Origin of the sequence: Marinobacter arenosus, from assembly GCF_019264345.1 — a bacterium.
Classification (GTDB): domain Bacteria; phylum Pseudomonadota; class Gammaproteobacteria; order Pseudomonadales; family Oleiphilaceae; genus Marinobacter; species Marinobacter arenosus.
The window spans coordinates 26,251-52,625 of record NZ_JAHVAO010000003.1; the positions used below are offsets into that span (position 1 = coordinate 26,251).

At 55.4% G+C, this 26,375-nt stretch carries 16 protein-coding genes and 1 tRNA gene; 8 read left to right on the top strand and 9 right to left on the bottom strand.

The window, feature by feature from the left end; all coding sequences use genetic code 11:
• Positions 1–8: 8 nt before the first annotated feature.
• Positions 9–935 carry a recombination-associated protein RdgC gene (gene rdgC, locus KXD86_RS16195; protein WP_218637205.1) on the top strand — a complete coding sequence of 309 codons (927 nt, stop codon included), beginning with the start codon at positions 9–11 and terminating at the stop codon, positions 933–935.
• A gap of 21 nt (positions 936–956) precedes the next feature.
• Here the strand turns inward: rdgC and KXD86_RS16200 are convergent, their stop codons facing one another.
• A complete protein-coding gene (locus KXD86_RS16200; protein ID WP_218637206.1) occupies positions 957–3,701 on the bottom strand; it encodes a bifunctional acetate--CoA ligase family protein/GNAT family N-acetyltransferase in 2,745 nt (914 codons plus the stop codon).
• A 212-nt stretch (positions 3,702–3,913) separates the two neighbouring features.
• On the opposite strand from KXD86_RS16200, the gene KXD86_RS16205 reads away from it, so the two are divergent.
• Complete coding sequence (locus KXD86_RS16205) at positions 3,914–4,840, top strand: histone deacetylase family protein (RefSeq protein WP_218637207.1); 927 nt, start codon at positions 3,914–3,916, stop codon at positions 4,838–4,840.
• Between the two features lie 7 nt (positions 4,841–4,847).
• On the opposite strand, the gene KXD86_RS16210 is transcribed toward KXD86_RS16205, so the two are convergent.
• Complete coding sequence (locus tag KXD86_RS16210) at positions 4,848–5,723, bottom strand: flagellar protein MotY (RefSeq protein WP_376770987.1); 876 nt, start codon at positions 5,721–5,723, stop codon at positions 4,848–4,850.
• A gap of 200 nt (positions 5,724–5,923) precedes the next feature.
• Here KXD86_RS16210 and pyrC point away from each other — a divergent pair, with 200 nt between their 5' ends.
• Both pyrC and rnt read left to right on the top strand, forming a co-directional pair.
• Positions 5,924–6,955 carry a dihydroorotase gene (pyrC, locus tag KXD86_RS16215; RefSeq protein ID WP_218637209.1) on the top strand — a complete coding sequence of 344 codons (1,032 nt, stop codon included), beginning with the start codon at positions 5,924–5,926 and terminating at the stop codon, positions 6,953–6,955.
• Between the two features lie 41 nt (positions 6,956–6,996).
• Positions 6,997–7,650 (top strand): ribonuclease T, encoded by a 654-nt coding sequence (rnt, locus tag KXD86_RS16220; protein ID WP_218637210.1) that lies wholly within the window; start codon positions 6,997–6,999, stop codon positions 7,648–7,650.
• A gap of 53 nt (positions 7,651–7,703) precedes the next feature.
• Here the strand turns inward: rnt and KXD86_RS16225 are convergent, their stop codons facing one another.
• Positions 7,704–9,689 (bottom strand): SDR family oxidoreductase, encoded by a 1,986-nt coding sequence (locus KXD86_RS16225; RefSeq protein ID WP_218637211.1) that lies wholly within the window; start codon positions 9,687–9,689, stop codon positions 7,704–7,706.
• A gap of 388 nt (positions 9,690–10,077) precedes the next feature.
• Here KXD86_RS16225 and KXD86_RS16230 point away from each other — a divergent pair, with 388 nt between their 5' ends.
• Positions 10,078–10,377 (top strand): hypothetical protein, encoded by a 300-nt coding sequence (locus KXD86_RS16230; protein ID WP_218637212.1) that lies wholly within the window; start codon positions 10,078–10,080, stop codon positions 10,375–10,377.
• Positions 10,378–10,412: 35 nt separating this feature from the next.
• Complete coding sequence (locus KXD86_RS16235; protein ID WP_218637213.1) at positions 10,413–13,265, top strand: insulinase family protein; 2,853 nt, start codon at positions 10,413–10,415, stop codon at positions 13,263–13,265.
• Position 13,266: 1 nt separating this feature from the next.
• Here KXD86_RS16235 and KXD86_RS16240 read toward each other — a convergent pair whose 3' ends face one another.
• A complete protein-coding gene (locus KXD86_RS16240; RefSeq protein WP_218637214.1) occupies positions 13,267–13,905 on the bottom strand; it encodes a TIGR04282 family arsenosugar biosynthesis glycosyltransferase in 639 nt (212 codons plus the stop codon).
• Positions 13,898–14,599 (bottom strand): TIGR04283 family arsenosugar biosynthesis glycosyltransferase, encoded by a 702-nt coding sequence (locus KXD86_RS16245; RefSeq protein WP_218637215.1) that lies wholly within the window; start codon positions 14,597–14,599, stop codon positions 13,898–13,900. Before KXD86_RS16245 ends, KXD86_RS16240 begins: the two co-directional genes overlap by 8 nt.
• An 86-nt stretch (positions 14,600–14,685) precedes the next feature.
• Between KXD86_RS16245 and KXD86_RS16250 the strand changes: the two genes are divergently transcribed.
• Positions 14,686–14,762 (top strand) — tRNA-Arg (locus KXD86_RS16250).
• A 340-nt stretch (positions 14,763–15,102) separates the two neighbouring features.
• On the top strand, positions 15,103–16,023 hold the full coding sequence (locus KXD86_RS16255) for a hypothetical protein (RefSeq protein WP_218637216.1): 921 nt from the start codon (positions 15,103–15,105) through the stop codon (positions 16,021–16,023).
• Positions 16,024–17,257: 1,234 nt separating this feature from the next.
• Here KXD86_RS16255 and KXD86_RS16260 read toward each other — a convergent pair.
• From KXD86_RS16260 to KXD86_RS16275, 4 genes are read right to left on the bottom strand one after another with little or no spacing between them, the layout of a single operon-like run.
• Complete coding sequence (locus KXD86_RS16260) at positions 17,258–18,976, bottom strand: RNA-directed DNA polymerase (protein ID WP_218637217.1); 1,719 nt, start codon at positions 18,974–18,976, stop codon at positions 17,258–17,260.
• Complete coding sequence (locus KXD86_RS16265) at positions 18,973–19,959, bottom strand: hypothetical protein (RefSeq protein ID WP_218637218.1); 987 nt, start codon at positions 19,957–19,959, stop codon at positions 18,973–18,975. The genes KXD86_RS16260 and KXD86_RS16265 overlap by 4 nt, the downstream gene beginning before the upstream one ends.
• A gap of 37 nt (positions 19,960–19,996) precedes the next feature.
• Positions 19,997–22,843 carry a BPTD_3080 family restriction endonuclease gene (locus KXD86_RS16270; RefSeq protein ID WP_218637219.1) on the bottom strand — a complete coding sequence of 949 codons (2,847 nt, stop codon included), beginning with the start codon at positions 22,841–22,843 and terminating at the stop codon, positions 19,997–19,999.
• Between the two features lie 9 nt (positions 22,844–22,852).
• Entirely contained in the window at positions 22,853–26,263 is a 3,411-nt protein-coding gene (locus KXD86_RS16275) for a site-specific DNA-methyltransferase (RefSeq protein WP_218637220.1), read from the bottom strand.
• Positions 26,264–26,375 lie beyond the last annotated feature (112 nt).

Sequence of the window (26,375 nt, forward strand, 5' to 3'; positions counted from 1 at the left end):
CAAACCTGATGTGGTTTCGTAATGCCCGTGTCTTCCGTTTCACCAAACCGTTTGATATCTCAGCCGAAGAGCTGGAAGAAAAACTCCAGGCCGACGCCTTCAAGCCCTGCGGCCCCCAGGAAACCAGTCGCCAGGGCTGGGTCCCGCCACTGGGTAAGCACGGCGAGCAACTGGTTCACAGCGCCGGCGGCTACCACCTGATCGCCCTGCGCAAGGAAGAAAAAATTCTGCCTGGCGCCGTGGTGAAGGAAGCGGTGGAAGAGAAAGCCGAGGCCATCGAGATCGATCAGGGTCGCAAGGTCCGCCGCAAGGAAAAGGACGAGATCAAGGAACAGGTTATGCTGGAAATGCTGCCCCAGGCCTTTTCCAAAAATCGCCGCGGTTTTGCTTACCTTGCCCCGAAGGACGGCGTTATGGTTGTGGACGCAGGTTCTGCCAAGCAGGCTGAAGACCTTGCCTCTACCCTGCGTAAGAGCCTGGGCTCACTGCCCGTCCGGCCACCGGCGGTGGAACAGGCACCGGCGTTCACCTTTACCGGCTGGCTGAACGAGACCATTGACCTGCCCAGCCAGGTGGTACTTGGCAACGAGTGCGAACTGAAGGATCCGTCCGAGGATGGCGGTGTGGTGCGCTGTAAGGGATTGGACCTGAAGGCGGGCGAAATCCGGAACCATCTGGACGCCGGCATGCAGGTCACCAAGCTGTCCCTGACCTGGGATGACAACGTGTCCTTCGTGCTGGACGAGGAACTGGGCATTCGCCGTCTGAAATTCGGGGAAACCCTGCAGGACCAACTCGATGACGTCGACGTGGATGACGCCGTCGCCAAGTTCGACGCCGCGTTCACCCTGATGACCCTTGAGCTTTCCCGCCTGATTCCTGGCCTGCTGGAGGCCATGGGTGGCGAAGACCGCTCGGCAATCGTCGAGGAATAAGCAATCAAGGCAAGAGCGTTCCTAGTGGACGCTCTTGCCCAGCCGTTCCCGCTGCCAGTCTTTCTCCGGCTCATTGAGCACCAGCCGCAGGTCCATCACTTCCTCGTCCGGGTTGTACTTGATCTCGAAACCAAGGTGCTCCGCCAACTGCAGCATGGGCCGATTGTCAGGCAGCACGTCACCAACCATTTCCACCGTACCCCGGGCACGGCAATAGTCGATCATCTTCTGCATCAACGCGCCCCCCAGACCCTCGCCTTTCATTTTGTCGTGCACCATCACAGCAAACTCGCATTGCAGGTTATCGGCGTCGGTCCAGGTCCGCACGGTGCCGAGGGTTTCTTCCCCTTCGCCATCTTCACGGGGGGCGTTGGCAATGAACACCATCTCCCGGTCGTAATCGATCTGCACCATCTGGGCCACGTCTTCCCGTGAGAAGTGCTTACGGTACTGGAAGAACCGGTAGCGGATGGACTCCGGCGACTGCAGCTCATGAAACGCCCGGTGGGCAGGCTCATCCTCGGCCAACACCGGGCGGATGATGACCCGGCGCCCGGACTTTGGCAGTACGATCCATTCCTCCAGTTCCCTCGGATACGGCTGAATGATGGGTTTACCCGGCTTGTCGGCCAGGTTAATGGCAATGTTGACCGCTACCGCGCCCTGCTCGTTGAAGAGGAGGGGCGCAATTTCCAGCCCCTCAATCTCAGGAATATCAATCACGATCTGGGACAGGGTCACCAGCGTTTCGGACACGGCCCGGATGTCTTCCTCGGGTTTGAGACTGTGCTCTTTCAGTAACTTGTACATGTAGGTCCGGCGCAGGAGTTCCCGGGCCAGCACCATGTTCAGTGGCGGCAGTGCAATCTGGCGATCGGTCATCACATTGATCTGGGCGCCAGCCGCGCCACACACGACCAGCGGACCGAAGAGCGAATCCCGGGTGATGCCAACGCTGAACTCGATCCCCCCGACATGCTGGTAGGAACGTTGCACCGCGAACCCCAGGAAACCGCTTTGCGGGAAATGCGACTGATACTCCTCCATCAAATAGCGACAGGCGTCCATGATGGCGGCTTCACTGTTCAGCTTCTGAATGGTCCCCTTGTACCGTCGCTGGGTCGGGCTGAGATCCAGGAAAGGGTGACAGCCCTGCTCATGGATGATGGTGATATCCACCGGACGACGCTCCACTGAAAAGACCTCCAGCACCTCTTCCATGTCGTCACAGTACATGGTGTCGATGGTACTGATGCCGTAATCGTCGATCAGGTCCCGGGCCTCCCGGTTGGACAGGTGCTTGCGACCGTTCCGCAGGGCTTTCATGACCACGCGGCGGGTGTGGCTTCGATCGGCAAAATGATCGGTAAAGGACTCGGGCGTTTCCGTGAGCAGGCGCTGGACCCGCTGATGCCTCACATGCTGCATGAACGCCATGACCGCCTTTTCCGGGTTGAAGAACGACGGCAATCCAGCCCGGTAGAATTCTTCCCGGGCGTCCATGACCGTGCTTTGGCCGAGCCAGCAGGTAAACACGTTCAGGCGCGTCCCCTTGGATGCCTGCACCACGGCGTCGGCAATCTGCAGGCTGTCTTCCGTCAGACTCGGCGCATACATCACCAGCACGTTGGCCACCTCCGGATCCTTGGCAAGAATCCGGATCGCATTGGCGTAGAGTTCCGGCGACGCGTCGTAGTTGAGGTCGATGGGGTTGCGGCGGGTCCAGTACGGCGGCAACAACTCCGCCAGCGCCTCGATGCTCTGCTCGGACAATTCCGCCAGTTCCCCGCCCAAATCGGCCAGGCGATCAACGGCGAGCACACCGGGGCCGACCCCGTTCGCCATGATCGCCAGCGTCTCCCGGCGCAATGGCCGCATCCGCGTGAGGGTTTCCAAGGCATCGAACATCTGGCCCAGACCATCCACCCGCAACACACCGGCCCGCTGGAGCATGGCGTCGTAAATGGGATCGCTGCGGGTCAGGCCGTCCGGCAGTTCATGGGGAAACCATTCCGATTCCGGCACCCGACCGGATTTGACCGCGATCACTGGCTTGGTTCGGGAAGCGACCCGGACCGCCGACATGAAGCGGCGGGGGTTGGGGATGTTCTCTATGTGCAGCAGGATGGCCCGGGTGTGGGTGTCCTGGGCGAGATAATCGATCAAATCGTCGTGGTCGATGTCCATGCCGTCGCCGAGGGTCAGGAAGTAGGAAAACCCCACGCCCCGGGCAAAGGCCCAATCAATCACAGAACTGGCGATGGTGCCGGACTGGCCAACAAACGCGACCCGCCCCGGAATGGCACCCATGTGGGCATAGGTGGCGTTCAGGCTCCGGGCCGGCACCATGAGCCCGATGGTATTTGGGCCCAGTACCCGAATGCCGGTTTCCCGGGCCGCTTCGCGCACCGAATACATCAGCGGCTGCCCGGTCTTGCTGTGGGTCCGGGACATACCGCCCGTCATCACGATCGCGGTTCGAACGCCCGCCTCGCCAAGGCGCTTGATGGTTTTGGCCACGGTGTCCGGGGGCGTACAGACAATCGCGAGATCCGGCGAGAAATCCATCTTGGATACTTTTCTGACGCAGGGAACCCCGTGCACGTTGTCATAATCGTTCTGATTCACCACCAACAGCTTGCCGGGGTAGCCGCCGCCCATCAGGTTCCGAAGCACCATACCACCGAGGCTGTCCGCCCGCTCAGACGCACCGATAACCACGATGGAGTCGGGATTAAACAGACTTTCCAGATAACGGGTGCTCAAGCTGGCTCTCTCCTTGGACGCCGGCCGCGTGGCCGTGCGGATGATAATGTAACTAAATCAGGTGACTTATGAGTGTATACCTTATCTTAGGCGGAGATGAGTTGATGTGAAACGACGATCACCGCCATTACGACCAAAGAAACACGGCAGCCGGTATTGTTCCCTGATAACATTGTTGAAAATAAAAGCAGATCCAGGGCGTTCAGAGGCGTATGACCACGGCATTCTTTTCTCATGATGACTGCATGAAACACAACATGGGTCCGGAACATCCGGAGAGTCCCGAGCGAATCACAGCCATCCTCAGTCACATCGCAGAAACCAATCTCGAGCAGGACCTGGACTGGGTCCGCCCGGAAGAAATCACCCGTGATCAGCTGCTGACCGTTCACCCGGAAAAATACCTGCACCAGCTCGACCTGATGCAACCCACCCGGGGCCGGGTATTCACCGATCCCGACACCGCCATGATGCCGGATACCCTGCGCGCTGCCCGCCTGGCCGCTGGCGCCAACATCCAGGCGGTGGATATGGTCATGAGCAGCCAGGTTACCAACGCCTTTGTCTGCGCCCGCCCGCCTGGGCACCACGCCGAGCGGAGCAAATCCATGGGATTCTGCTTCTACAACAACGTGGCCCTGGCCGCGATGCGCGCCCTCACCTTTCATCAGTTGGACCGGGTGGCCATCATCGATTTTGATGTGCACCAGGGCAATGGCACGGTGGATATCGTGGGCGGGGATGAGCGCATTCTCATGTGCTCCAGCTTTCAGCACCCGTTCTATCCGCACTCGCACGTGCACCGGCAGGCACCAAACATTATCAACGCCCCGATTGAGGCGGGCTGCGCCGCGATTGAATACCGTAAGGCGGTGGAGTCGGCCTGGGTCAAAAAACTGCAGGACTTCAAACCCCAGGTGATCCTGATCTCGGCCGGGTTCGATGGCCACCGGCTGGACCCGATGGCCGAATTGAATCTGGAAGTGGATGACTATCGCTGGTTAACGGAAATGATTGTCAGCGTAGCCAATGACCACGCCAATGACCGGATCATTTCGACGCTGGAGGGAGGCTACAACCTGAAAGCCCTGGGCGAGAGCGTGACGGCCCATCTTGAGGTACTGAACGCCGTCTACTAGGCGAACCTCAGCCGGCGGAGTCACCGCCATAGCCGTTGGCCTGCTGGAATTCCGGACGTTCGCCCTCACGCTGGAGCCGGATGTTGGTGCGACGGTTGTCGGCAGGTCGCCGGGATACCGGGTACTGGTCACCATGGGCCCGCACCGTAATCATGTCCTCGGAAATCCCTCGCGCCTTCAGATAGTCCGCCACCACGTTCGCCCGCTCCTCCGACAGCGCGCGGTTGTCGATACGGCTACCCAACCGATCACTGTGCCCGTCCACGAAAATGCGCTCCACCGTTGAATCCGCCAGCACATAGGTGACCAGGTTATCCAGCAACTGCCGGTCGGCTTCGGAGAGGCTGGTACTGCCACTGGCGAAGGGAATGCGCGAGCGTCGCACCTGGTCGTAGTTCACCGGCAACAGATTCGCCGCGCACCTCCGGTAACTCTGGAACTGGCCGGCGAAATTGACATTGGACACCTGAACCCGAACCGGGCGGCCATCAAACCAGGATTCCCGGGTGACCGTCGGGCGCATGCCCTCAAGCAGTCCCTGAACGAGCACCATGGCCTGGCGGGTTTCGAGCAGCACCGGCCGATGACCGTCCGACACGGTGACTTTGCCCAGCGGCCTGGGGGCTACGCCCGGGCGCCATGCCGGTGCTTCAACAACAAGTTCCCCACGGCCCGGCCGCATGAGCGGCGATGCCGACTCCAGAAAGAAGGTAAGCCTTTCGCCGGCCCGATGCCGAAACACCGCTTTGCCATAGCCTGGCACTTCGTGCACCAACGAGCACTCAAAAACCGACTCTGCCAGATACCACTGGCTGTTTTCGATGCCCGCACCGTAACTCGAAGCCCCTGACGGTGCTGCCAGACCGAGCGCCAGAGCGCTCATCAGACCAAGAGACAATGTTCGGAAGCTGGATGCCATAGCGAATGACCAACGCGTTTAACTGATTCGGTAGTTACTCCGGTTAACGGCCCTGTCCCTCCTTACTTTAGGGTCGGATACAAAAACAAACACGCTCCCCTTCTGGTATAATTCGCAAAATTTTTCAGGGCCACGGCCCACCGATGGAACCGCGGAAACCGCTCATGACCGATCAGATTACCCTTACCCGTCCGGACGACTGGCACCTGCACGTTCGCGACGGCGATATCCTCAAGGATGTCGTCCCGGCCACCGCCGCGTGCTTCGGACGCGCGATCATCATGCCCAACCTGGTTCCGCCCGTGACCACCGCCGCGGACGCGATGGCCTACAAAGAGCGCATTCTGGACGCCGCCAAGGATACCGGATTCGAGCCGTTGATGACGCTGTATCTCACCGAAAGTACCAGCCCGCAGACCATCCGCGAGGCCAAGGCCGCTGGCGTGGTCGCCGCCAAACTCTACCCGGCCGGTGCAACTACCAACTCGGCATCCGGTGTCAAAGACATTCGCAATATCTACCCGGTACTGGACGCGATGGCCGACTGCGGCATGCTGTTGCTGGTGCATGGCGAAGTGACCGATGCCGACATCGATATTTTCGATCGCGAGAAAGTGTTCCTCGATCGGGTGCTCGGCCCCACCATGGAGGCCTTTCCCAACCTGAAGGTGGTTCTGGAGCACATCACCACGGCCGACTCGGCAGAGTTCGTCCAGCGGCATGGCGGCGACAACCTGGCCGCCACCCTGACGCCCCAGCACCTGATGTACAATCGCAATCACATGCTGGTCGGTGGCATTCGTCCGCACCTGTACTGCCTGCCCATCCTCAAGCGTAACCGCCACCAGCAGGCGCTGCGCGATGCCATCACAAGTGGCAACCCAAGGTTCTTCCTGGGCACCGATTCCGCGCCTCATGCCCGGGACCGCAAGGAAGCCGCCTGCGGCTGTGCCGGATGCTACTCAGCCTATGGGGCCATTGCCCTGTATGCGGAGATCTTCGAAGAGCTGGGCATTCTGGACAAACTGGAAGCGTTCGCCAGCTTCAACGGCGCGGATTTCTACGGGCTGCCGAGAAATACCGATACCATTACCCTGGTTCGGGACCCCTGGACCATGCCGGAGCAGCTGCCTCTGGCGGATGGCAACATCGTGCCATTGAAAGCGGGTGAAACCGTTAACTGGCGCCTGGCGTAATCACCCTGACCTTTCATAACACGGCTAAGACCGGAGTTTGAGTGACTGACGAAAACAAAGAACCGCATCCTATGTCCCGCCGCTTCCGCGGTTTCCTGCCTGTCGTTGTCGACGTCGAAACCGCCGGCTTCAACCCGGAGCGGGACGCCCTGCTGGAAGTCGCCGCGGTACTGCTGACCATGGACGAAGACGGCTACCTCCTGCGCGGTGAGACCCACGTGCAACAGATCGATCCGTTCGAGGGGGCGAACCTTGAACAATCCGCCCTGGACTTCACCGGCATTGATCCCTGGAATCCGGAGCGGGAAGCGGTTCCCGAACGCGAGGGCCTGAGCGAAATCTTCACCCCCATTCGCAAGGCGGTAAAGGCTTTTGACTGCAAGCGCGCGGTCCTGGTCGGTCACAACGCCACGTTTGATCACAACTTCGTGTTTGCCGCTGCCATGCGGGCCGACATCAAGCGCAACCCGTTCCACCCGTTTTCCACCTTCGATACCGCCACCCTGGCGGGTCTGGCCTACGGCCACACCGTTCTGGCCCAGGCCTGCAAACTGGCTGGTATCCCGTTCAGCAACAAAGAAGCGCACTCTGCGGCCTACGACGCGGAGAAAACGGCGGACCTGTTCTGCGGGATTGTCAATCGCTGGAAGGATCTGGGCGGATTTCCCCCGCCTCTGGTTGAAGAAACCGAGTGACCGACACAAAAAACCCCGCCAAGGCGGGGTTTTTTGATCTCAAGGGGGACCGTTTACCAGTAGATGCCCCGCATGATTGCCGCAAAGGCCACCTGCTCGCTGGACACCTTGGGCTTCTGGCCGGACTTGCTGCCCGCCGCTGCCGGGGAATCCGGGAACATGCGGTAACCGGTGTTCATGACGATCTCGCCCATCTTCGGCGCCAGGGCATGCAACACCTGAGCGAAGATGCCCAGTCGGGTCGCAATGCGCTTCGGACGATAGACGATGGCTTCGGCCACCATGTCGGCGGCTTCCTCCGGCGTCAGCGTTGGCACTGAATCGTAGATCTTGGTCGGCGCAATCATGGGCGTCTTCACCAGCGGCATGTTGATGGTGGTGAAGGTCACGTTGCGATCCGACCACTCGGCCGCCGCACAGCGACTGAACGCGTCCAGTGCCGACTTGGATGCCACGTAGGCGGAGAACCGGGGAGCGTTGGTCAGCACGCCGATGGAGGAGATGTTGACCACGTGACCGCGGCGATTTTCCAGCATCTTTGGCGCAAAGCCCATGATCAGGCGCACGGAGCCGAAGTAGTTCAGCTGCATGGTGCGCTCGAAATCGTGGAACCGATCGAACGACAGGTCGAGAGAGCGGCGGATGGAGCGACCGGCATTGTTCACCAGCACATCCACGTGACCGTGGTTGTCGAGGACCGTCTCCACAAAGCGGTCGGCGTCTTCCATGTCGGAGAAGTCACACTGGTAGGCGTGCACGCTGGCGCCCCTGGATTCCAGCTCAGCCGCCACTTCTTTCAGGCGCTCCGGCTTACGGGCACCAATAACCAGGATCGCACCGGCGTCGGCCAGTTTCTGCGCGGTTGCCAGGCCAATGCCTGAGGTTGCACCAGTCACCACGCACACGCGGCCTTCTACGGTGCCACGCAGGGTGCGGTCCTTGAACAGGTCCGGGTCCAGATTGCGCTCCCAGTAGTCCCAAATCACGGCGGAATAATCGGTCAACCGTGGGACTTCGATGCCGGTGTCTTTGAGCACACGTTCCGTTTCACGGGCATCGAACCGGGTCGGGTAGTTCACGAACGACATGACCGAGGGCGGAATCCCCATGTCGTCGAGCACGGCGGTCGTGAGTCGCTTCACCGGGGGCAGGTTCTTCAGGCTCTGACGAATGAACGGCGGAATGAACCCAAACATGCGGGAATCGATCCGCATCCCCATCTTGGGCGCATGGCCAGCCTCGGAGAAGATGTTGAGGATCTCGCCAACCTTGTAAGGGTCGGAATCCACCAGATGGAAGCAATTGCCGTCCTCGCCGTCGAGGTGGGCGATGTGATCCATGGCGTTCACCACGAAATCCACCGGCACGATGTTCAGGCGACCACCTTCGATACCGATGGTCGGTACCCACTGTGGCAGTGCGTGGCGGATTTTCTGGATCATCTTGAAGAAGTAATAGGGGCCGTCGACCTTGTCCATCTCACCAGTCTTGGAGTGGCCGATGACCATGCCGGGACGGTAGATCCGGAACGGGACCTTGCACTCCTCGCGGACGACTTTTTCGGACTCGTGCTTGGTCAGCAGGTACGGGTGGTCCAGCTTTTCGGCTTCCTCGAACATGTCCTCGCGGAACGTGCCTTTGAACAGACCGGCCGCAGCAATGGAGGACACGTGATGGAAATGCTTGGCGCCCATGGCTTCCGCTGCATTGACGGCAGCGCGGGTGCCTTCGATGTTGGTTGCCTGCTGGGCTTCCTCGTCTGCGCCCATGTCATAAACCGCGGCGAGGTGAAAGAAATGATCAATAGTGCCTTCGAGGGACTTCATGGTCTTGGCGTCGATACCAAGATTCTTGCTGGTCAGGTCACCAATCACCGCCTTGACCCGGGACTCATCAGCGCCCCAGCGCTCCCTCAGGACGTCAAGCTTACCCTGGGACTGCTCGCGCACCAGCACGTATACCGTACCGCCGCGGGCCAACAGTTTTTCAACGAGAAAACGGCCAATAAATCCGGTGCCACCCGTCAGGAAATAGTTCATCAATTATCCACCCTGCCTGTTGCTCATTTGTTGTCTATCCATGCCGGCACCCAATTAGACTAAAGTCGTAGAGTCTTCCGGGAACGACGGCATTGTACTTAATTGCAACTCTCATGTATCGAACTTTTTTAGAGCTTTTACTCTGTAACCTCTTGTTTTTAATAGAGCTAATACTCTAACTCAGGATACGATCCGCAGCCGGACGCCTGTCCCATATGTCGACACAATGATTTTGAGACTAGCACAGGAATTGGACTGTGCCTGCCCTCTCACCTGATTACTGGAAAGCAATGAAACACCCTGCAAGCAATGACATAATCAGGAACTTATTGCGCCATCCGGCGTCATCATTGTTCAAAGAAATTCTGGATTTTTCGGAAGCCACACCATGCCCAAAGACAACCCGAACACCGAACGCTACATCACCATTGCCCGCGCCTGCCTCAAGGCCATCAACGACACCGCCGAAACATCCGGCAGCCGTGAGGAAAAAATCCAGGCCGTCTACGAGGCAATCGACTCGGCGTTTCAGGCAGAGTTTGCCGATTACCGACAATCCGTTGCCATCATGGCGACGGTGCTTGAGCGCATCGCCTCCGGGCAGATGGAGGCCGACAAGGCGGTGGATCTCGCCCGCAAGACTCTGGAACAGCAACCCGAAAGTACCCGCAACGCCCTGATGCACTGATAACGCCCGAACTCTCAACGGATGAACGAGGCCCTATGAGCACTGGTACCCCCCGGAACGCACACCTACGCCATGTGATCGCCACCACGCTGGTCATGCTCACACTGTTGTTGAGCAGCGCCTTTACTCTGGCGGCACAACCGCCGGTCAAGAGTCCGGCCGATGACAACGACTACCGATTCATCGAGCTGGACAACGGGCTCCGGGCAATCCTGGTATCGGACCGTGACGCGGATAAGGCCGCGGCCTCCATGAACGTGGCGGTGGGCAGTGGCGATGATCCGGCCGACCGGGAGGGGCTCGCACACTTCCTCGAGCACATGCTGTTCCTCGGCACGGAAAAATACCCGGAGCCCGGCGAGTACCAGCAGTTCATCAAAAGCCACGGCGGTAGCCACAACGCCTACACGGCGTTTCAGGACACCAACTATTTTTTCGACGTCGAAGCGCCCTACCTTGAGCCAGCGCTGGACCGGTTCGCCGAGCAGTTTGCCGCTCCGCTGTTTACCGCCGAGCTGGTCGACCGGGAACGCAACGCCGTGCACTCGGAATTCAGCTCCAAGCAGAAAGAAGATGGCCGCCGGTTCTACTCGGTCAAGAAAGCGGCCAGCAATCCCGAGCACGCTTTCAATCAGTTTGCGGTGGGCAACCTCAGCACCCTGGAGAATACCGAAGAGAACCCGCTTCGACCCGACCTCATCCAGTTCTGGAAAGACCGTTATTCCGCCAACCTGATGACGCTCGCGGTGTATGGCCCCCAGACCCTGGACGAGCTTGAGCAGATGGTGCAAAGCCGCTTTGGCGCCATCGAGAATCGAGAGCTGGAGCCAAAGCAACATACAGCCGCCGTCTACCAGGATGACAGGCTTCCAGCCAAGGTCACGGTGGATGCCATCAAGGACGTTCGCAGCCTGACCCTGTCGTTCCCGATTCCCTCGCAGGAGAAGAACTACCGCACCAAACCCGCGGGTTACGTTGCCAACCTGCTGGGGCACGAAGGCCCCGGCAGCCTGTTCGATGTGCTGAAGCGTGCCGGACTGGTGGAGAGCCTCTCTGCCGGCCTGGGCTTGGACACGGGTGAAGGTGCCACGCTGGACATCAGTATGTCCCTGACACCTGAGGGTCTGCGCCGCCAGGATGACATCCTGCCGCTGGTGTTCGCCTACATCGACAGAATCCGCAGCAATGGCATCACCGAACAGCGCTTCAAGGAAATGCAGCAGTTGGCCCGCATTGATTTTCGTTTCCGTGAGCAGGGCGAACCGGTGCATGAAGCCATGGCGCTGGCCAGTCAGCTCCAACACTACCCGGCCGAAGATATTCTCAGCGCGCCCTGGCTGCTGGAACGCTATGCGCCGGAGCAATACCAGACCATCCTGGACCACCTCACCCCAGACAACCTGATGGCATTCGTTCTGGCGCCGGAGCCGGCGCTCGAGAATCCGGAACAAACCCAGTGGTACGGCGCGGAGTGGCAATGGGAATCGCTTGATCCGGAAAACCTGACGCGCAACTCGTTGCCCGAACTGGCGGCGCAGCTCAAGCTGCCCCAACCCAACCCCTTTGTTCCGGAAGAACTTGCGATGGTCGCGGGTTCAACCATGGAGCAGCCTACACTGCTGGGTAGCCAGGACGGTCTGGAAATCTGGTTTGCGCGGGACACCCGGTTCGACACTCCCAAAGCGAACGTGCTTATCAGCCTGCGCACACCCGCCGCACGGGTTTCTGCCCGCAGTAGCGTCCTGACCCAGTTGCTGGTGGATGCGGTAAATACCAATCTGAACGCCTGGGCCTACTCGGCACGCCTTGCCGGCCTGGATTACAGCATTTATCCACACCTGCGTGGCATAACCGTTCGGGTGGGCGGCTACAGCGACAAGCTGCACACCTTGATTAACCGAATCCTGATGCAGGTCGCGGAACCGGACCTGACGCAACAGCGGTTCGACATCGCCCGCCAGAACCTGGTCGACAGCCTCGGGAACAAGGCCAAGAATCCTCCGGTGGAACAGACGTCCGAATTCATCCAGACCGCCCTGATCGAGGGCGCCTGGAGCTCTGAAGACAAGCTCGAGGCGGCGCAACAGGTCACCCTGGATGAACTGAAGTCCTTCTCCCGGGCCCTGCTCTCGGAGGTGGATCCGGTCATGCTGGCTCACGGCAACCTCAGCCGCGCCTATGCCCTCAACCTGGCCCAGCAGATCCGGGCCATTGTGCTGGATGAGAGCAGCTTTGCCGACGTCGAGCGCAGCCGTGTACGCCAGTTGCCGCCGGACGAAACCCAGGTATCCCTGGACGTCAATCATCCGGATACCGGCTACACCCTGTACATGCAGGGCGACAATACCAGCTTTGAAGAGCGGGCCCGCTTCCGGCTGCTGGCGCAAATCATCAGCAGCCCCTTCTACGAGAACATCCGTACAACCCGACAACTGGGTTACATCGTCTACGCGACCCCGTTTGAAATCCTGGAAACCCCGGCGCTCGGCTTCGTGGTTCAGTCCCCCGGCGCCAGCCCGGAACAGATTGACCAGGCCGTTCAACAATTCTCAGCGAACTTTGAGGCGCAACTGGCCAATATGGACGAGACCGGCCTGAACCGGGAAAAACAGGCGGTGATCAGCAAACTGCTGGAACGGGACCGTCAACTCGGGGACATCTCCAGCCGGTACTGGCGGGAGATTGATCGCAACGCCACCGACTTCGATTCGCGGGAAAAACTGGCCAAGGCGGTCCAGGGCGTGAGCCGACAGGCGCTGCTTGAAACATTTAGAAAGGCGGTCCTAAACCGGGAACAGGCACTGAGAGTGGTCACAGGCGAGGACGGTCTGAATGCAGACAGTGCCCTGACCCGCCTGATGGCGAGGCCGCCCGTTCCGGCGACCTGAGCTAGGCCTCGGGCAGGCGCTGGAAGCGCGCCCAGTCCTCCGGCTCGTCCACATCCCATCGGGGCTCCAGCAGACTGACACGGAGCCCCGATTTCTCCATACGGGCCAACGTCTGAATCAGGACATCCTCGGTGCCCCAGTCAATGTCGTCCAGCATCCCCGGAACCGCCCGGCTTGCGCCAATCAGAACGTACCCCCCGTCGTCGGACGGTCCAAGAACCACATCGAACTCTTTCAGCCGGTCGATGGCCTGGCGGACGTACTGGGGATCCACCGAGGGACAGTCACTGCCGATCACCACGGCACGCGAATAGTGCTGCAGCGACTCACGCAAGGCCGCCTGCATCCTGTCGCCAAGGGTTTCTCCCTGCTGGACTTTCTGCTCCAGACCCGCGCTCTCAAGGTTCCGCACAATGACCTCGGCTTCTTCGGGCACCGTCTTCAGCCCACGATCCCACCAGAACTCAACGGGATACCCGGTGGCGCAGAGGTTATCGAGGACTGCCAGGGTAAGCGTGACGTGGGCCCGAAGCGCACCGCCTGCCCCGAGTGCAGGCATCAGGCGGGTCTTGACCCGCCCTTCCTCGGGCCATTTGGCGAACTGCATCAATATTGCGCTTGCAGGGGTATGGTCAAGCATTGCGAACATCCGAGCGATAGGCCTGGGCCAGGGATTCCGGCGATTCACCGCGCCAATATCGCCAGCGCAACCGCCACATCAGGAAAATCGTACGCCAGGGGCCGTGCCTTTCCCAGCGGCGACTGTCGGTAATCACCGGTGATTGGATGCAATAAGGGCGAGATACCAGACACAAACGCCGCGAGAATTCGACGTCCTCCATGAGGGGCTGCGCCCGAAAACCGCCGAGGGCTTCAAACGCATCCCGGCGCACGAACATGGCCTGATCGCCGGTGCAAACGCCGGTGATCCAGGACCGCTTGTTCATGAACCAGGCAATGACCCGGAACAGCGGCCGATGCCCACTCAGCCGAACATCAAAACGCCCCCAGGCACAACGGCTCGCCGTGAAGTGTTCCAGTTGTGCGAGGGCATCGGCAGGCAAGCGCGTATCAGCGTGCAGGAACAACAGGAGATTGCCACCGGCAGCCGCCGCGCCCGCATTCATCTGGACACCACGCCCTTTCTCGGAGTCCACAACCCGGTCACACAGGGGGCGTGCCATCGCGGCCGTACCGTCGTCGCTGCCTGCATCCACCACAATGACTTCGTGACCGGCCCTACGAAGGGGGGCCAGGGCTTCCAGCGTACTCTGAATGCCTGCAGCTTCCCGCCACACGGGGACAACGACACTCAATGAAAAGGGGTCAGGCAACGCTCACTCCGGAAAACCGTGGAATCGGGGCAACACCTTGAGCCATCAGCTCCAGACCGCTATCATACCGCCCTTCCTGAGGAATTGCCCCCGTAGCTCATCTGGATAGAGCGTCCCCCTCCTAAGGGGAAGGTAGCAGGTTCGAGTCCTGCCGGGGGTACCAACTTACCAATAACATCAGTTATTTAGCTCTACGAAATCAGAATACCTACCGACCTACCCCTCAACCCAAAAACGATCAAATTCTCGCCTCAACCTTAGGTGATTGGTCCTCGGCGATGTGAAACTGATCGTCGGTGCCCGCGGCTGACTGAGTTGACATCGAAAATCACCCGCAATAATCTCGTCGTTGGAGGATGTTGAAAAACATCTGAGGGTGATTCGTTCTCCTAGGCAGTGACTGGCCTGCAACTCGAAAATATTATCACTTAGACTCACGATCAACATTTTTAATCAGTGTGGGACCGCTCTAACAGTCACCAGATTCCCGCAGGAGATTGAAAATGTTTTTAGTTTTCTCTGCAGATAGCTTCTACAAAACGGGTGAAAATTTCCGTCGATACACAGCGAAATGTGGCGTCGGATTTAGCCGGACGAACACCGCTCACAACATTTGGTCTGAAATCGTTGCCGGTGAAAACCAGTATGCAAGGGTGATGGGCAGATTAAATGCAGGTAGCAAGCTCGAATCTTGCTTCAGACCCGAGTCGTTCATATCAATCATGCGGTCGCATCACAGAGATAGCATTGATGAAGAAAAATCTGCTGAAATATTCGCAGAATCAATCTATCCACAACTTGAACAACTTTCTCCCCTTCTTTATTCCACCCTATCGCAGTATTCAGACCCCCAAAAATACTGTTTTTTTGGATCAGATGGCAGTTTGGGAGTTTTCGAAAATGGTCTTCCTGGTTATGTAAAAATCGTAGAAAGTTCAAGCATTGACTATGACGAAACGAAAGCAGCAGCCGCGCTCTTGAACTATATGCTGGGACATGACGCTCAACGCTGTTTTGAATTTTTTGCGAACGCCCGCCGGGAAGCTGATAAAACGGCCGAATTTGAGTTAGAGGTCATGTTTAGAACAAATCGAAAACGGCTAGTACCAAGATTGGCTATCGAGATTTTCGACACGGTGACTGACACGTCTGATTTTGAAGAAATACGAGATTCGGTCTATGAGGCTATATTAGATTCCATTGAAGAATACAGAGCCAATGGTGGCCCTTTCGCCTGTTTTCTTGATATTGACAAAAATATTGTTGCTGATTTGATCGATCTACTCGCTGGCGGTCTCGTAAGCGAATCAAAATGGATCATTGACAATGAGGACGAAGAAGCTAACTTGCGCCAAATCGAATTCACTGTAGAAAGCGCTTTCGAAAGACTATTACCTAAAAGTTTTGAAAACGTTATAAGTTGACAGATAAAAATTCTTAGGCAAGGAAACACTTTTAACGAAATAGCAGGTGCAGCTCGGATCACTTCCAATTCATCCACTTTACATATGAATTTGAGATTTTCTGGCTGTTCCTAACAAGAAAAGTAGTTAATGGGTGGACTTCCCCCAATTCAGTGGACACGCATCGATAACTCCGTAGGAGGAGCAAACCGATGCCGGAAATGAAATTGTTTTGGGGAATATTCAGGTCGGATATCGAGAGAATGACAAGCGAAAAGCATCGAGCACCTCACTCTTGCGTGGCCACAGCTTTAAGCTCGGGCCCTCTTACGTCAAAGGAGAAGCGCGTTTTAGTCGACGGCGGAGCCCGTGTCTCCGTTCCTGAATTGTGCCCTTACGTGCAGAAAGTCCTCGGTACTCCGGTGACTGATGTGCTTTGGATTAACTCAGCAGTGGCTCCTCCGCTCCGATCGACAAAACCTAAACGTACCCCGCCGAAACGTCGAAAGCTTAAAGAGTAGTGAACAAGTTGTAATCCCCCATCGGTGCACCTAAAACGGGGATGTTTACAATTAGGGCGTTACGCACCTACAAATCAGTTACGATAGACCTGCAATCTTAATTTCAGCGCTGTAGACCCCTAGAGATTCTCAGTTTATGCACTCTCCCACCGAGGTCCGGTCGATCAAGGAGATTTGCTCGGGCAACAAGATAGACCTACCACACGAGGCTGGCCTGTATGCCTTTTGGTGGATTGGGGACCGCGACAAGCTAATGAACTCAAACCGATCAATTATTCTCAAGGGGCCAGGGGGCCGCTTAGTTAAGGTCAGTTACGGAGACTGGTGGCCAACTGAGTTGGCCTATCCTTGCCTATACGTAGGGAAAACCACCAACTTAAGAAGAAGGTTTTCGCTTCACTTAAAACGCGGCTGTGGCGGACGATTGCACGATTACCATCCCGAAAACCACAAAACACCGCCCAAAACGACATCCTGCCAAGTCCGCTGGGGCATCGAACATATATTTCCGGAAGTGAAGGCGCCACTAAACATTATCGAGAATTCCGTTGGCTTCTCTTATCGCACTGACTTCGGTGAAAACGACGTTGCAGAACGTTTTTTTCAAGAGGACCTTTTAATTGGCACTTGGCGGCCATGGTTCAATATCGACTCGGAGCGATAAAAAATACGCGCCGCCTTTGTCAGTAGGTGCGGCGGAAATACCAATTTCCCTACTGCCAAGGTTACCTACCTCAAAAATAGCTCGACTCCTGCAACTGCGTGATCACGTCAAAGGCGAGCTGCTCATCCCTATCGAATGCTGTATCGAGCATCTGGGTGTGTCGCGAATCCGGATGAACTCCATGTAAACAAGCTAGCTCTTGGACAAATGGGTCATCACTTCTCATTAGCTCGGAGCCCGATCTCCACTCTGCAAAATCGTTGATTGGAGCACGATGAACTTCGATCCCATCAAGTCTGAGCCCATTTATCACTAGCATCGCGGCGCCTTGACTTTGCACCTCATCCAATCGTTCAGTTTTACAACTGATTTGAGCTTTTCCAGTCCGCAGTACCTGAGCTGCTGCATTGACTGCATTCGTGCCAAGATTCAAAACATCTGTCACATCCTTGGTGGCAATAGCTCTACTGACCCGGGAGATGAGAAATAACTCGGGGTGTTCTTCCAGCTTCCCAGCCATTGCTAACAGCTGGTCGTCCGGGAGAAGGTAAATCAGTCTGCCTGCAAAATAGCGAAGCTTTGGGATCGCCCGTTTTCGTCCAAAGCCACTAACAGGCACGTGTTCCAAATGGCTATCGAGAGCTTCGGTATAATTACTCCGTGCCAGCAATGCTTGGCGCACCAGGGATGCTACCGAGATTTCCTGAATCCGCCTTCTTGCCCAACTATATCGACGAGCCCAGTCGCGTGTCCGTTCAACAAAAGATGACTCGGCAACGGCGCTTTCGTAATCCAAGAGTGGGAGGCGAATTCCATTGTCTGAAAAGGCCCGATGAAGCTCAGCTTTCAGTCCTGGCTTATAAAGGAGCAGCTTTTTTATATTCGAGACGAGCTCCATCCAAAGACGGCTGTCTGAATTCGTGAAATCATTCTCGCCTTCTAACCAGGTCGAGGCTGAAACCTCAAAGTCTTTATCCCCGGTATGAAGTTCGAGCTCAAGCTCGCCCATTAACTCAGAGAGGCGACGCCTACCATCCGCGATTCTTCCCTTCGTACCAGCTATTACAACATCATCAACGTAACGCCAGTAATGACCGGGAAACTCTGACTCCATCTTTTGGTCGATATCATCCATCACCAAGTTCGCAACAAAATGGCTGAAGGCAGGCCCAGTTAGGAGCCCCTGCGCGCCTGAACGGTCTGAGATCAAACCGTGGTCATGGATTATTCTTTCCCCTAACTCAATCCAATCCCGCTCAAGTCCTCCCAGTTCACTACGCTTCTTCCATACTTGCAGTGCCCTATCTATCTTTATTGATGGGTAGAACTTCCTGATATCTGTGTACAAAAGAGAGTCGACGTCGTCACCGTGGCTGGCTGCTGCAATTGATCGGTGTCGCTCACGAAAGCCATTGAAGTAAGGCTCAAATATGCCGTCTTCAGAACCGTTTTGAGGAAGGCGATAGCTGTATACACAAGACCGAGCTTGAAAGGGAGCTTCCGCAGCACATCGGTTGATCAGAGCAGCTTCGGCGTACATCTCTGTGGGAGAGGGTATATCTATTCGTCTATGCAGAACTTCCCCTTCGTCATCAACCTCCTTGAAATGCTGGGATCCGAAGTAAGGGGTGTTGCTCCGAGTCCGGACCAAATGCGTCGCTATCTCATCCGCCCACCGATCTCTGCGAGCACACCGGTTATTTAGAAAATAACGCAGCCCAACATAGGCTAGCGTATCTCTCCGTCGATACTGGTTGATCGCCCGCAGTGCCAGAGTCTGAGCCCTCATTCCGCACCACCTACTTCCGGCAAATCGAATCGAACAACGGTTAGATTGGAACGAACGTCATGGTCTTTCAGCGGATGCTTAAACTGACTCGTCGAGGAAGCAAAACCAATGTCCTTCGCGTTCCTGCCATTGCCGAAGACAACTTGGAAATTATCCTTGAACCACTTCGTTACTTTGCCAAAAAAGCCGGATTCACTAGTGACATCGTTTTTTCCTGGTTCGATCCAAATTGCTGTACTAAAGATTTCGTCGGTGCTGTGCCGGAAAATCTCTTCGAACTGAGGTTTGGCTTTCTTCCAATTACCACTCGAATTCAGAAAGCCGGAAAAATTGGCCAAAATAACCATTCGGGCAGCTGCGTTTTGAGAGTGGAGGGTCATTTTTCGAACCAAGTTCGTCGTCGAGAATGCATCCAAGGCATTCCATGGCAGTATGTGAGGCTCAATGGTGATAGCCTGATCTGCCAGATCTTTTTTGACACTCTGCAGCATCGAGTTCGCGTAACCTCTGGAGAACTCTGAAAGCTCTCCAGCAAGGATCACCACTGTCAGAGGGTTCCTCGGAATACGTTCTTGCTTGCGAAGCTCTGCGAGAGTTGTAAGTACCGTGAGGATGGACGCCCCTGCACCTGCGGGAATATCAGCGATAAAAACGCGATTACCGGAAAACGTTTGATAAAAAGCGTCAGAAATATCATCTAATTTTCCTTTTGGATCGAGCATTAGCATCGATACCCTCGCTGACGAACCGGTGAATCGCCACGTCAAATGATCTTTAGATTCCTTCTCAGTCAAACCACCGATTAACTTTTTTGGCGCAGGTTGTCTGGCCTTATCGAGCAGTCCATGCTTCTTGAGGAGGCCTGTCCATGAAGAAATCAACATGGGAGGCAGGTGAATCATTGAGGATACTGAACACCAGAGCTCTTCCGGTATATCGTCGCGCCCAACAAGCCGTCTTTTACCCCGCTTGAACAATTCCATGCGTACTGCCTTACCTATCCGTTTGTATCCATTAACATCAAGCAGAAGCAGACTGCTTGGAATGAGCGCTAATAACATCCCGAACCTGGCTAGGATCGAACACGGTATCAAAGCACCAGGAACCGAACCCTCCCTGCTCGTTAACCGCCTTGATCCATGTATCCATCGCTGCACGCTTGGTCCGGTTCTGCTCTGAATCCTGGCCCTTTACTTCAAGAACCAGAGTCTGTCCGTTCTTAAGTCGAATCAGATAGTCGGGCACAAAGTTACGGGATGAGCCATTCCAGAGATATCGAACTTTAAAGCCGAGATGATCATTTTTAGCCCAAGCCTGAATCGACTCATCCTTCTCACAGATGTCCGCCACCGGTTTTTCCCAGGTACTGTCATACACTACATGGCTGATCTGTGAACGCTCGGTCGGCCGACAGGGTTTGGTAGTCAGCCACGGACGCATTTGTGAGGTCGCGCCAATAGGCTGGTGCTCATCGAACAACGCCTCCAGGCGCTCAACGTTCTGCTTGCTCACGAAGCGGTTTACATGGGTAACCACGTTGTCCATATTCAGAGCAAACAACAATCTGCGACGCACCGGGTTCTGGTGCCAGAGGCTTGGGATATCGAGTTTGTCGGACTCCAAGAATTGCTCAACAATTCGAATCAGCTGCACCGCCAGATACTGCTTGTCTCCTTCAAAACCGTCACTACTACTCAGGAACAGTTTTCGTGCGGCCCGGAAGATCAGGTGCTGTAAGCGGAAGTCTTCTACAGCCTTCTCAAGGTCGATCTGAGAGACCTGCGCAAGGTTTGGGATACCAGTCAGCGCAGGGGCAATCTCAGCGTTGAGCGGTGTTTGAGCGGGATCCAGCGTCAGAGGCTCAACCGCGTTCCAATCAATCTTTAGTTCAGGTTTCAGAACGGTCTGAACGCGGTCAATATTGGGCCAGCGTATTTCGAAGTGGTTTCTGCCTGGCTCCACTTCAACACGCACACTCGGTTTCGGCGGAGGAGGTGTTTCGCCACCCTCACCGACCTCCTGAAATATCGAAAGCGGCACACCGAACACATTCACGTACTCCGGAATAAACTTACCGCTCTCGTCCATGTCGTGAGCGACACGCCGAAGGCCTCGACCAATCACCTGCTCACATAAAAGCTGGCTACTAAACGCTCTCAGGCCCATGATGTGAGTTACGTTGGCTGCATCCCAACCTTCGGACAGCATGGCCACTGAAATCACGTTCTCAAGGTTCTGGCCAGGCTTGCCACGCTTCCCTACCGTGTCAACCAACGCCCGTAGCTGGTCCTCTTGTTTTTCCGCCAGCAGGGCCTCTTTCTTGTCTGCGGGCAAACCGGATGCCTCTATAATTTCCTCAAGCCGAGCAACGTAATCTTTATCCTTCGTGATGCTCTCGCCTCGCTCTGCTTTTTCCAGAACCTTTGAGTCCACGCGTAAGGCTGCCTTTGGGTTCTGGGTGCCAGAAATCAGGCAATCACCGCTGTTAAAGAAGTGCTCAATACGAGAAGCGGTTTCCGTCCTGTTGCAAACAGTGAGCAGTACCGGTGGAATAGTGTGCCCGTTTTCCTCCCAGCTCTTCGCAGTCTCCCTCCAATCATAGGCCAGAATGGCATAGGCTTTCTGGACCAGATCTGGAAGCGGATCGGTGGGCTGAGCCTTCCTCGCCAGGTCCTGTTTTACGGCCGCGTCGCGATACAGATGGTAGAGCTTGCTGGCATAGGTCTTCGCATCAGGCAAGGCATCATCCCTGACTACGATTCGAGGCGTTTTGACCAACCCCGCCTCAATCGCATCGTTCAACCCAAAGTCCGAGATGATCCACTCGAAGAGCCCTTTCTCAGTATTCTTTTTCCCGGTCGGCGAAAAAGGCGTCGCCGTCACGTCGAAGCAGCGACGAATACGGCGGGTTTTATGGATACGGTCCAGCCCCTCGATCCATCGAGTCGCTTCCTCCAGATCGATCCCCATTTCCTCCGCTTCTTTCTTACTGACCTTCACTTCAGCTTTCTGGCGGTAGGCGTGATGGGCTTCATCATTGATGACCAGAATGTCTTTGAAGGAGGCCAGCTTGCCCAATACCCGGCGGGTGAAAGCTTCATCGCTTTCCTTGCCTTTTTTCACCACTGAGCGAGTTTGTTCCTTCAGGGGCATCAGGCTATGCCAGTTCTCAATCACCAACGCTACCTGGTTCAGCTTTTGGCGCATTGCTTCGTTAGGGCACAACACAAACTCGTCGTAGACGTTGCTTTCGTTGCCTGGGTTCAGAACCTGAAGTCGACTTTTAACCGTCAGACCCGGTGCCACGACGAAAATGGCTTTGGAGTAACGCTTGTCTTTCGGATAGGTGACGGCATTGAGGGTTTGCCAGGTAATAATCAACGCCATCAAGGAAGTCTTGCCAGACCCGGTGGCCATCTTGTTGCAGATACGCTCCCACGGCCCACCATCGCCTTGCAGGAATATACCTTGACGATATTCCTCCGGAGCCTCCAACCACCAGATCAAGGACTCGATGGCTTCGAGCTGACAATAGTAAAACGGGTATGGTCTCGGACCACCGTTCCATCGTTTCGAATCGGGATCCCACTCACCTCTAGAATACCAGTGGTTGAGCAACTCCCGGGATACGCTAGTTACACCAGGCCAACCGGCATCGCGCCAGTCATCTACTCGCTGGCGGATTCGGTTGACCGTTTCCAGTTCCTCTACCCGTCTTGTGTTGTTACGGGGGTCATAAAGCTCGTAGGCGGCAGGCCTGCGACCCTCAGCTACCCCAGCAACCCGACCATTATCGTCCTGAGACCAGTATTGGTTGGGTTTGTCATAAGGTGAATTGATCACCAGGGAATTCGGTTTATCAGCCATGCCCCCTCCTCAATCCAGCCTGATGACTTTCAGTGACTCAATACCGCGATCGTCGACAATCTTGACTGCGATGCAGCGATTCTCACCTGGCTCGAAAGGGATGGACTTGGTGCCATGAAATTTGTCCAGCAAGTCTTCATTGAGCTCTGCACGAATATCTTTCTTGAGCTTGTACCAACCATCCTTCTTGCTAGCCATGGGGAAGAAAACCTGACGGGCGTAGAGTGAACGGTTGTCGTAATCCGTATCAAGCTGCCACATGGCGATATTCTTCTTGCCGCCTGATTTCAGCTCACCGGTTTTGGTGTCGAAATAGTCAAAGCCATGAACCTCGACCTGCAATTTACCACCCTTAAGTTCATGGACTTCAATATCTGGCTGCCCCATGAGCCAGAAAGACTGGTTGCTCGCCCGCCCCTTTTTAAGGTCGTCGGTGAGCAGGTCCGTGTTCATCTGAACTTTAAGCGCCTGGATACCTTTGATGTTATCTATATCTTTCGCTGCTTCAGGATCAAAATTAAAAGCACAGAAGATTAATATCTTTGGAAGTGGAAAAAGGTCGCCTGCATCTCGCATAGCAATTTCCACTTGCCGCTGCTCAAGAGCCGCGTGCTCAGGACCAAAGCTAACCGCAACGCGCTCTCCACTGTCGGCCACCGTACCAATCGCGTGAATGTAGTGAGCCCCCGGTAGTGTTTCCAAATCCTGGAGTTTAATTTGTTGCCCACCTTTACCCCGAATGCCTGAGTTGAGTAACTCTTCTCGCCACTGCGATTGACGCGACGTCGCTCCAGATCTTGCCAATGCAACATCCGCTTCGACAGGCTGATCGCCTTCGTCTAATCCCAGTACGGTCGCAAACGGGACCGCTTCAACAGTAAAGGGTCCGGTAATTCGCACTTTGTCTTTACTTACCTCAGGACGGTCATAGAGTACCTCTTGGCCAGAATGAGCAGCTATGCTCGCATCGATTCTTTCTTTCATGGCAGAGCGGCTTGCATGAAATTCTTCAAAAGCTTTTCTCGCACTCTCGGGCCAGTTTTCTGGCCATACTGAGGGCACTTCCCATTCCAAAAGTGCGTTTGAGTAGGCGACTTCCCCGCTTGGCATGGTCTCTTGCGAACAATCTTTATCCAGAAACGTCAATACTTGGCCGGATCTCGCTCCTTCTCTGACCTCAAAAGAAGTTCCAGCATTGCTCAACTTCTGATTTAAATTTACAAGCGCTCGGTCCACATTTGGATGCATGCTAGCAGCGATTTCGTCTATTTCTGAGTTGTTAGCAATTGCTTTCAGTCCAATGTGCGGAACGGTCTTGTATATGAACCCCCCACTCAGCCCCTCTTGGGGATACTTTAGTTCGTAGAAATCAAAGCTTGCCGTCATCAGCCGCTGTTTCGCCAGAGCAATCGCAACTCTAGACGTATCGCACGTCAGCCAACGCCTACCCCATTTTTCCGCCGCATATGCGGTTGTTCCAGAGCCACAGGTTGGGTCGAAAACAAGGTCCCCTGGGTCCGTTGTCATTAACAAACAACGCTCAACCGCTTTCACAGAGGTTTCGACTACATATCTTTTATCGGAAGCAAAGCCTGCAACACCAGTATCGGTCCAACTGTTATTTATGGGATAAACTGGGAAGTCTTCAAAGTTTCTTACGTAATAAATAGATGTCTTTGTAGATTCGATACGGGATGCAATGCTAAGCCGGTTGAACCCGTTTTCGTGCGTCTTCCAGTATCCTTTTCCTGGGGTATATACGTCCCCATTAAATTTGACAGGGAAGCTTCCAGGCGGCCTTTGACTTGTAAAATTATCGATCCGATATATGCATGCTCCAGCCGGGAGAACCTTAGGATCAAACTTTTCATTCTTTGTTAACGGACGCTTTCTTCCGTCTGGAAGCCTAACTTTAGAGTATGCAGTTCCACCAGCACCGCCCAAAACCTTTTCAGAGTATAACGAGTTAAATTTTATTCTAGACCGATCTTTGGAGTACCAAACAATGTAGTCGGCAACATTAGCTAATAAATCACTAGTTGCACTAGATGTTTTTGCAAAAGAAATCACTGATATGAAATTATCATCGCCAAACACCTCATCCATTAATTCACGTACATGATGTAAATTTTCGTCCGAGATCTGAACGAAGATACTTCCAGAGTCAGAAAGTAAATCTTTTGCAAGTAGCAACCGATCCCTCAAGTATGTTAAGTAGGAATGGATACCAAGCTCCCAAGTATCACGGAATGCCTTAATCATTTCAGGTTCTTGGGTTAAGTCTTCATCCTTCTTGTCCTTAACATCCCTTTTATTTACGAAAGGTTGGAAGTTAGACCCGTACTTGATTCCATATGGAGGATCGATAAATATCGTCTGCACCTGCCCTGCCATACCCTCCTTCTGCAGCAGGGAGTTCATAACCAGCAACGAATCCCCCGCAATCATGCGGTTGGCCCAGTCCCTCTCATGCTTGTAGAAGTCGATGGCATCCCGGAGCGGCAGATTCTCAAACGGAGCATGAAACAGGTCAGGCTGCAAAGCGGGAGAGGACTTTCCCTTTGCGTCTTTAATTCGTTTCTGGACAGCAGCCAGTATTGTTGCCGGATCAATTCGCTCATGAACATGAAGCGAGACGGTATCCACTTCGAAACTGGTGCGCTCCGCTTTACCAGTCCAATTCAGATAGGGAGCCTGCATACGCTTAAGCTCAGAAAGATCCTCTCGCTCCCGTTCCAGGAATTCCTTATCAGCCACCCTTTTGCGAAGATTCGCTACTACCTCACGAATAGCAGCTTCGTTATCAGCCGCCAGCGCATGGTCCAGCCACGTCAACAGATCATCTTTCGCCTGTTTTGCTTCGACTTCTCGGGCGTGTAGCGCGTCCTCAATCAGATCTTCGACTTGCGACCTGCTTGAATCGAATTGCAGCTCTGGAGAGAGGTGCGGGTCATACTGCCAGGTCGTTTTTTGCTCCTCACCGTCAGAATGGGTATCCACCATGCCCACATGCGGGTTGTTCTTCCGCTTCTCGTCATATCGGTACGACAAAACCTGACTGTGCTCTCCCTTTTTCTTTGCCGGCTGGCGAGGCGATTTCGGAGAGGCTGGCTTCTGACTGGAATAGACGAGATCTTCCTGTGAAGGCGCTTGCTGAGCTTGCAACTCAAAACCATCAGGTATCGCCTGCTCGCCTGCGACAGGCTGGTTTAGGAAGGTTGCACCACCGCGTCCACGCCCTTTCCCAATAGCCCCCTCATCGAGGAGCTGGTTTCGAGCCGCGTCAAAATCCTCGTCGCTGATGGCAAGTTGATGGTCGTCGCGAATCTGGTCTTTGAGGCTCATGTTGCCGACGGTTGATCCATCCTTGGGTAGCAAGGAAAGCAACAGGGATTTGATCTGCTCGATATTGGTGCTCATGGAATACTCGCTGCGAAAACTTGGTTCCGTCCTCCCCGTCGTTGCGACAGGGCTGGCAAGTGGCCGAGCTGATGGGCTCAGGCTTCGACCACGCTCTTGAATGTTGTCAGCT

Coding starts and splice junctions, on each gene's coding strand:
- KXD86_RS16225 (WP_218637211.1), bottom strand. CDS start 9,689: ATGAACTATTTCCTGACGGGTGGCACCGGATTTATTGGCCGTTTTCTC.
- KXD86_RS16235 (WP_218637213.1), top strand. CDS start 10,413: ATGAGCACTGGTACCCCCCGGAACGCACACCTACGCCATGTGATCGCC.
- KXD86_RS16260 (WP_218637217.1), bottom strand. CDS start 18,976: ATGAGGGCTCAGACTCTGGCACTGCGGGCGATCAACCAGTATCGACGG.
- KXD86_RS16265 (WP_218637218.1), bottom strand. CDS start 19,959: ATGGAATTGTTCAAGCGGGGTAAAAGACGGCTTGTTGGGCGCGACGAT.
- KXD86_RS16275 (WP_218637220.1), bottom strand. CDS start 26,263: ATGAGCACCAATATCGAGCAGATCAAATCCCTGTTGCTTTCCTTGCTA.
- KXD86_RS16210 (WP_376770987.1), bottom strand. CDS start 5,723: ATGAGCGCTCTGGCGCTCGGTCTGGCAGCACCGTCAGGGGCTTCGAGT.
- KXD86_RS16240 (WP_218637214.1), bottom strand. CDS start 13,905: ATGCTTGACCATACCCCTGCAAGCGCAATATTGATGCAGTTCGCCAAA.
- KXD86_RS16255 (WP_218637216.1), top strand. CDS start 15,103: ATGTTTTTAGTTTTCTCTGCAGATAGCTTCTACAAAACGGGTGAAAAT.
- KXD86_RS16230 (WP_218637212.1), top strand. CDS start 10,078: ATGCCCAAAGACAACCCGAACACCGAACGCTACATCACCATTGCCCGC.
- pyrC (WP_218637209.1), top strand. CDS start 5,924: ATGACCGATCAGATTACCCTTACCCGTCCGGACGACTGGCACCTGCAC.
- KXD86_RS16205 (WP_218637207.1), top strand. CDS start 3,914: ATGACCACGGCATTCTTTTCTCATGATGACTGCATGAAACACAACATG.
- rdgC (WP_218637205.1), top strand. CDS start 9: ATGTGGTTTCGTAATGCCCGTGTCTTCCGTTTCACCAAACCGTTTGAT.
- KXD86_RS16270 (WP_218637219.1), bottom strand. CDS start 22,843: ATGGCTGATAAACCGAATTCCCTGGTGATCAATTCACCTTATGACAAA.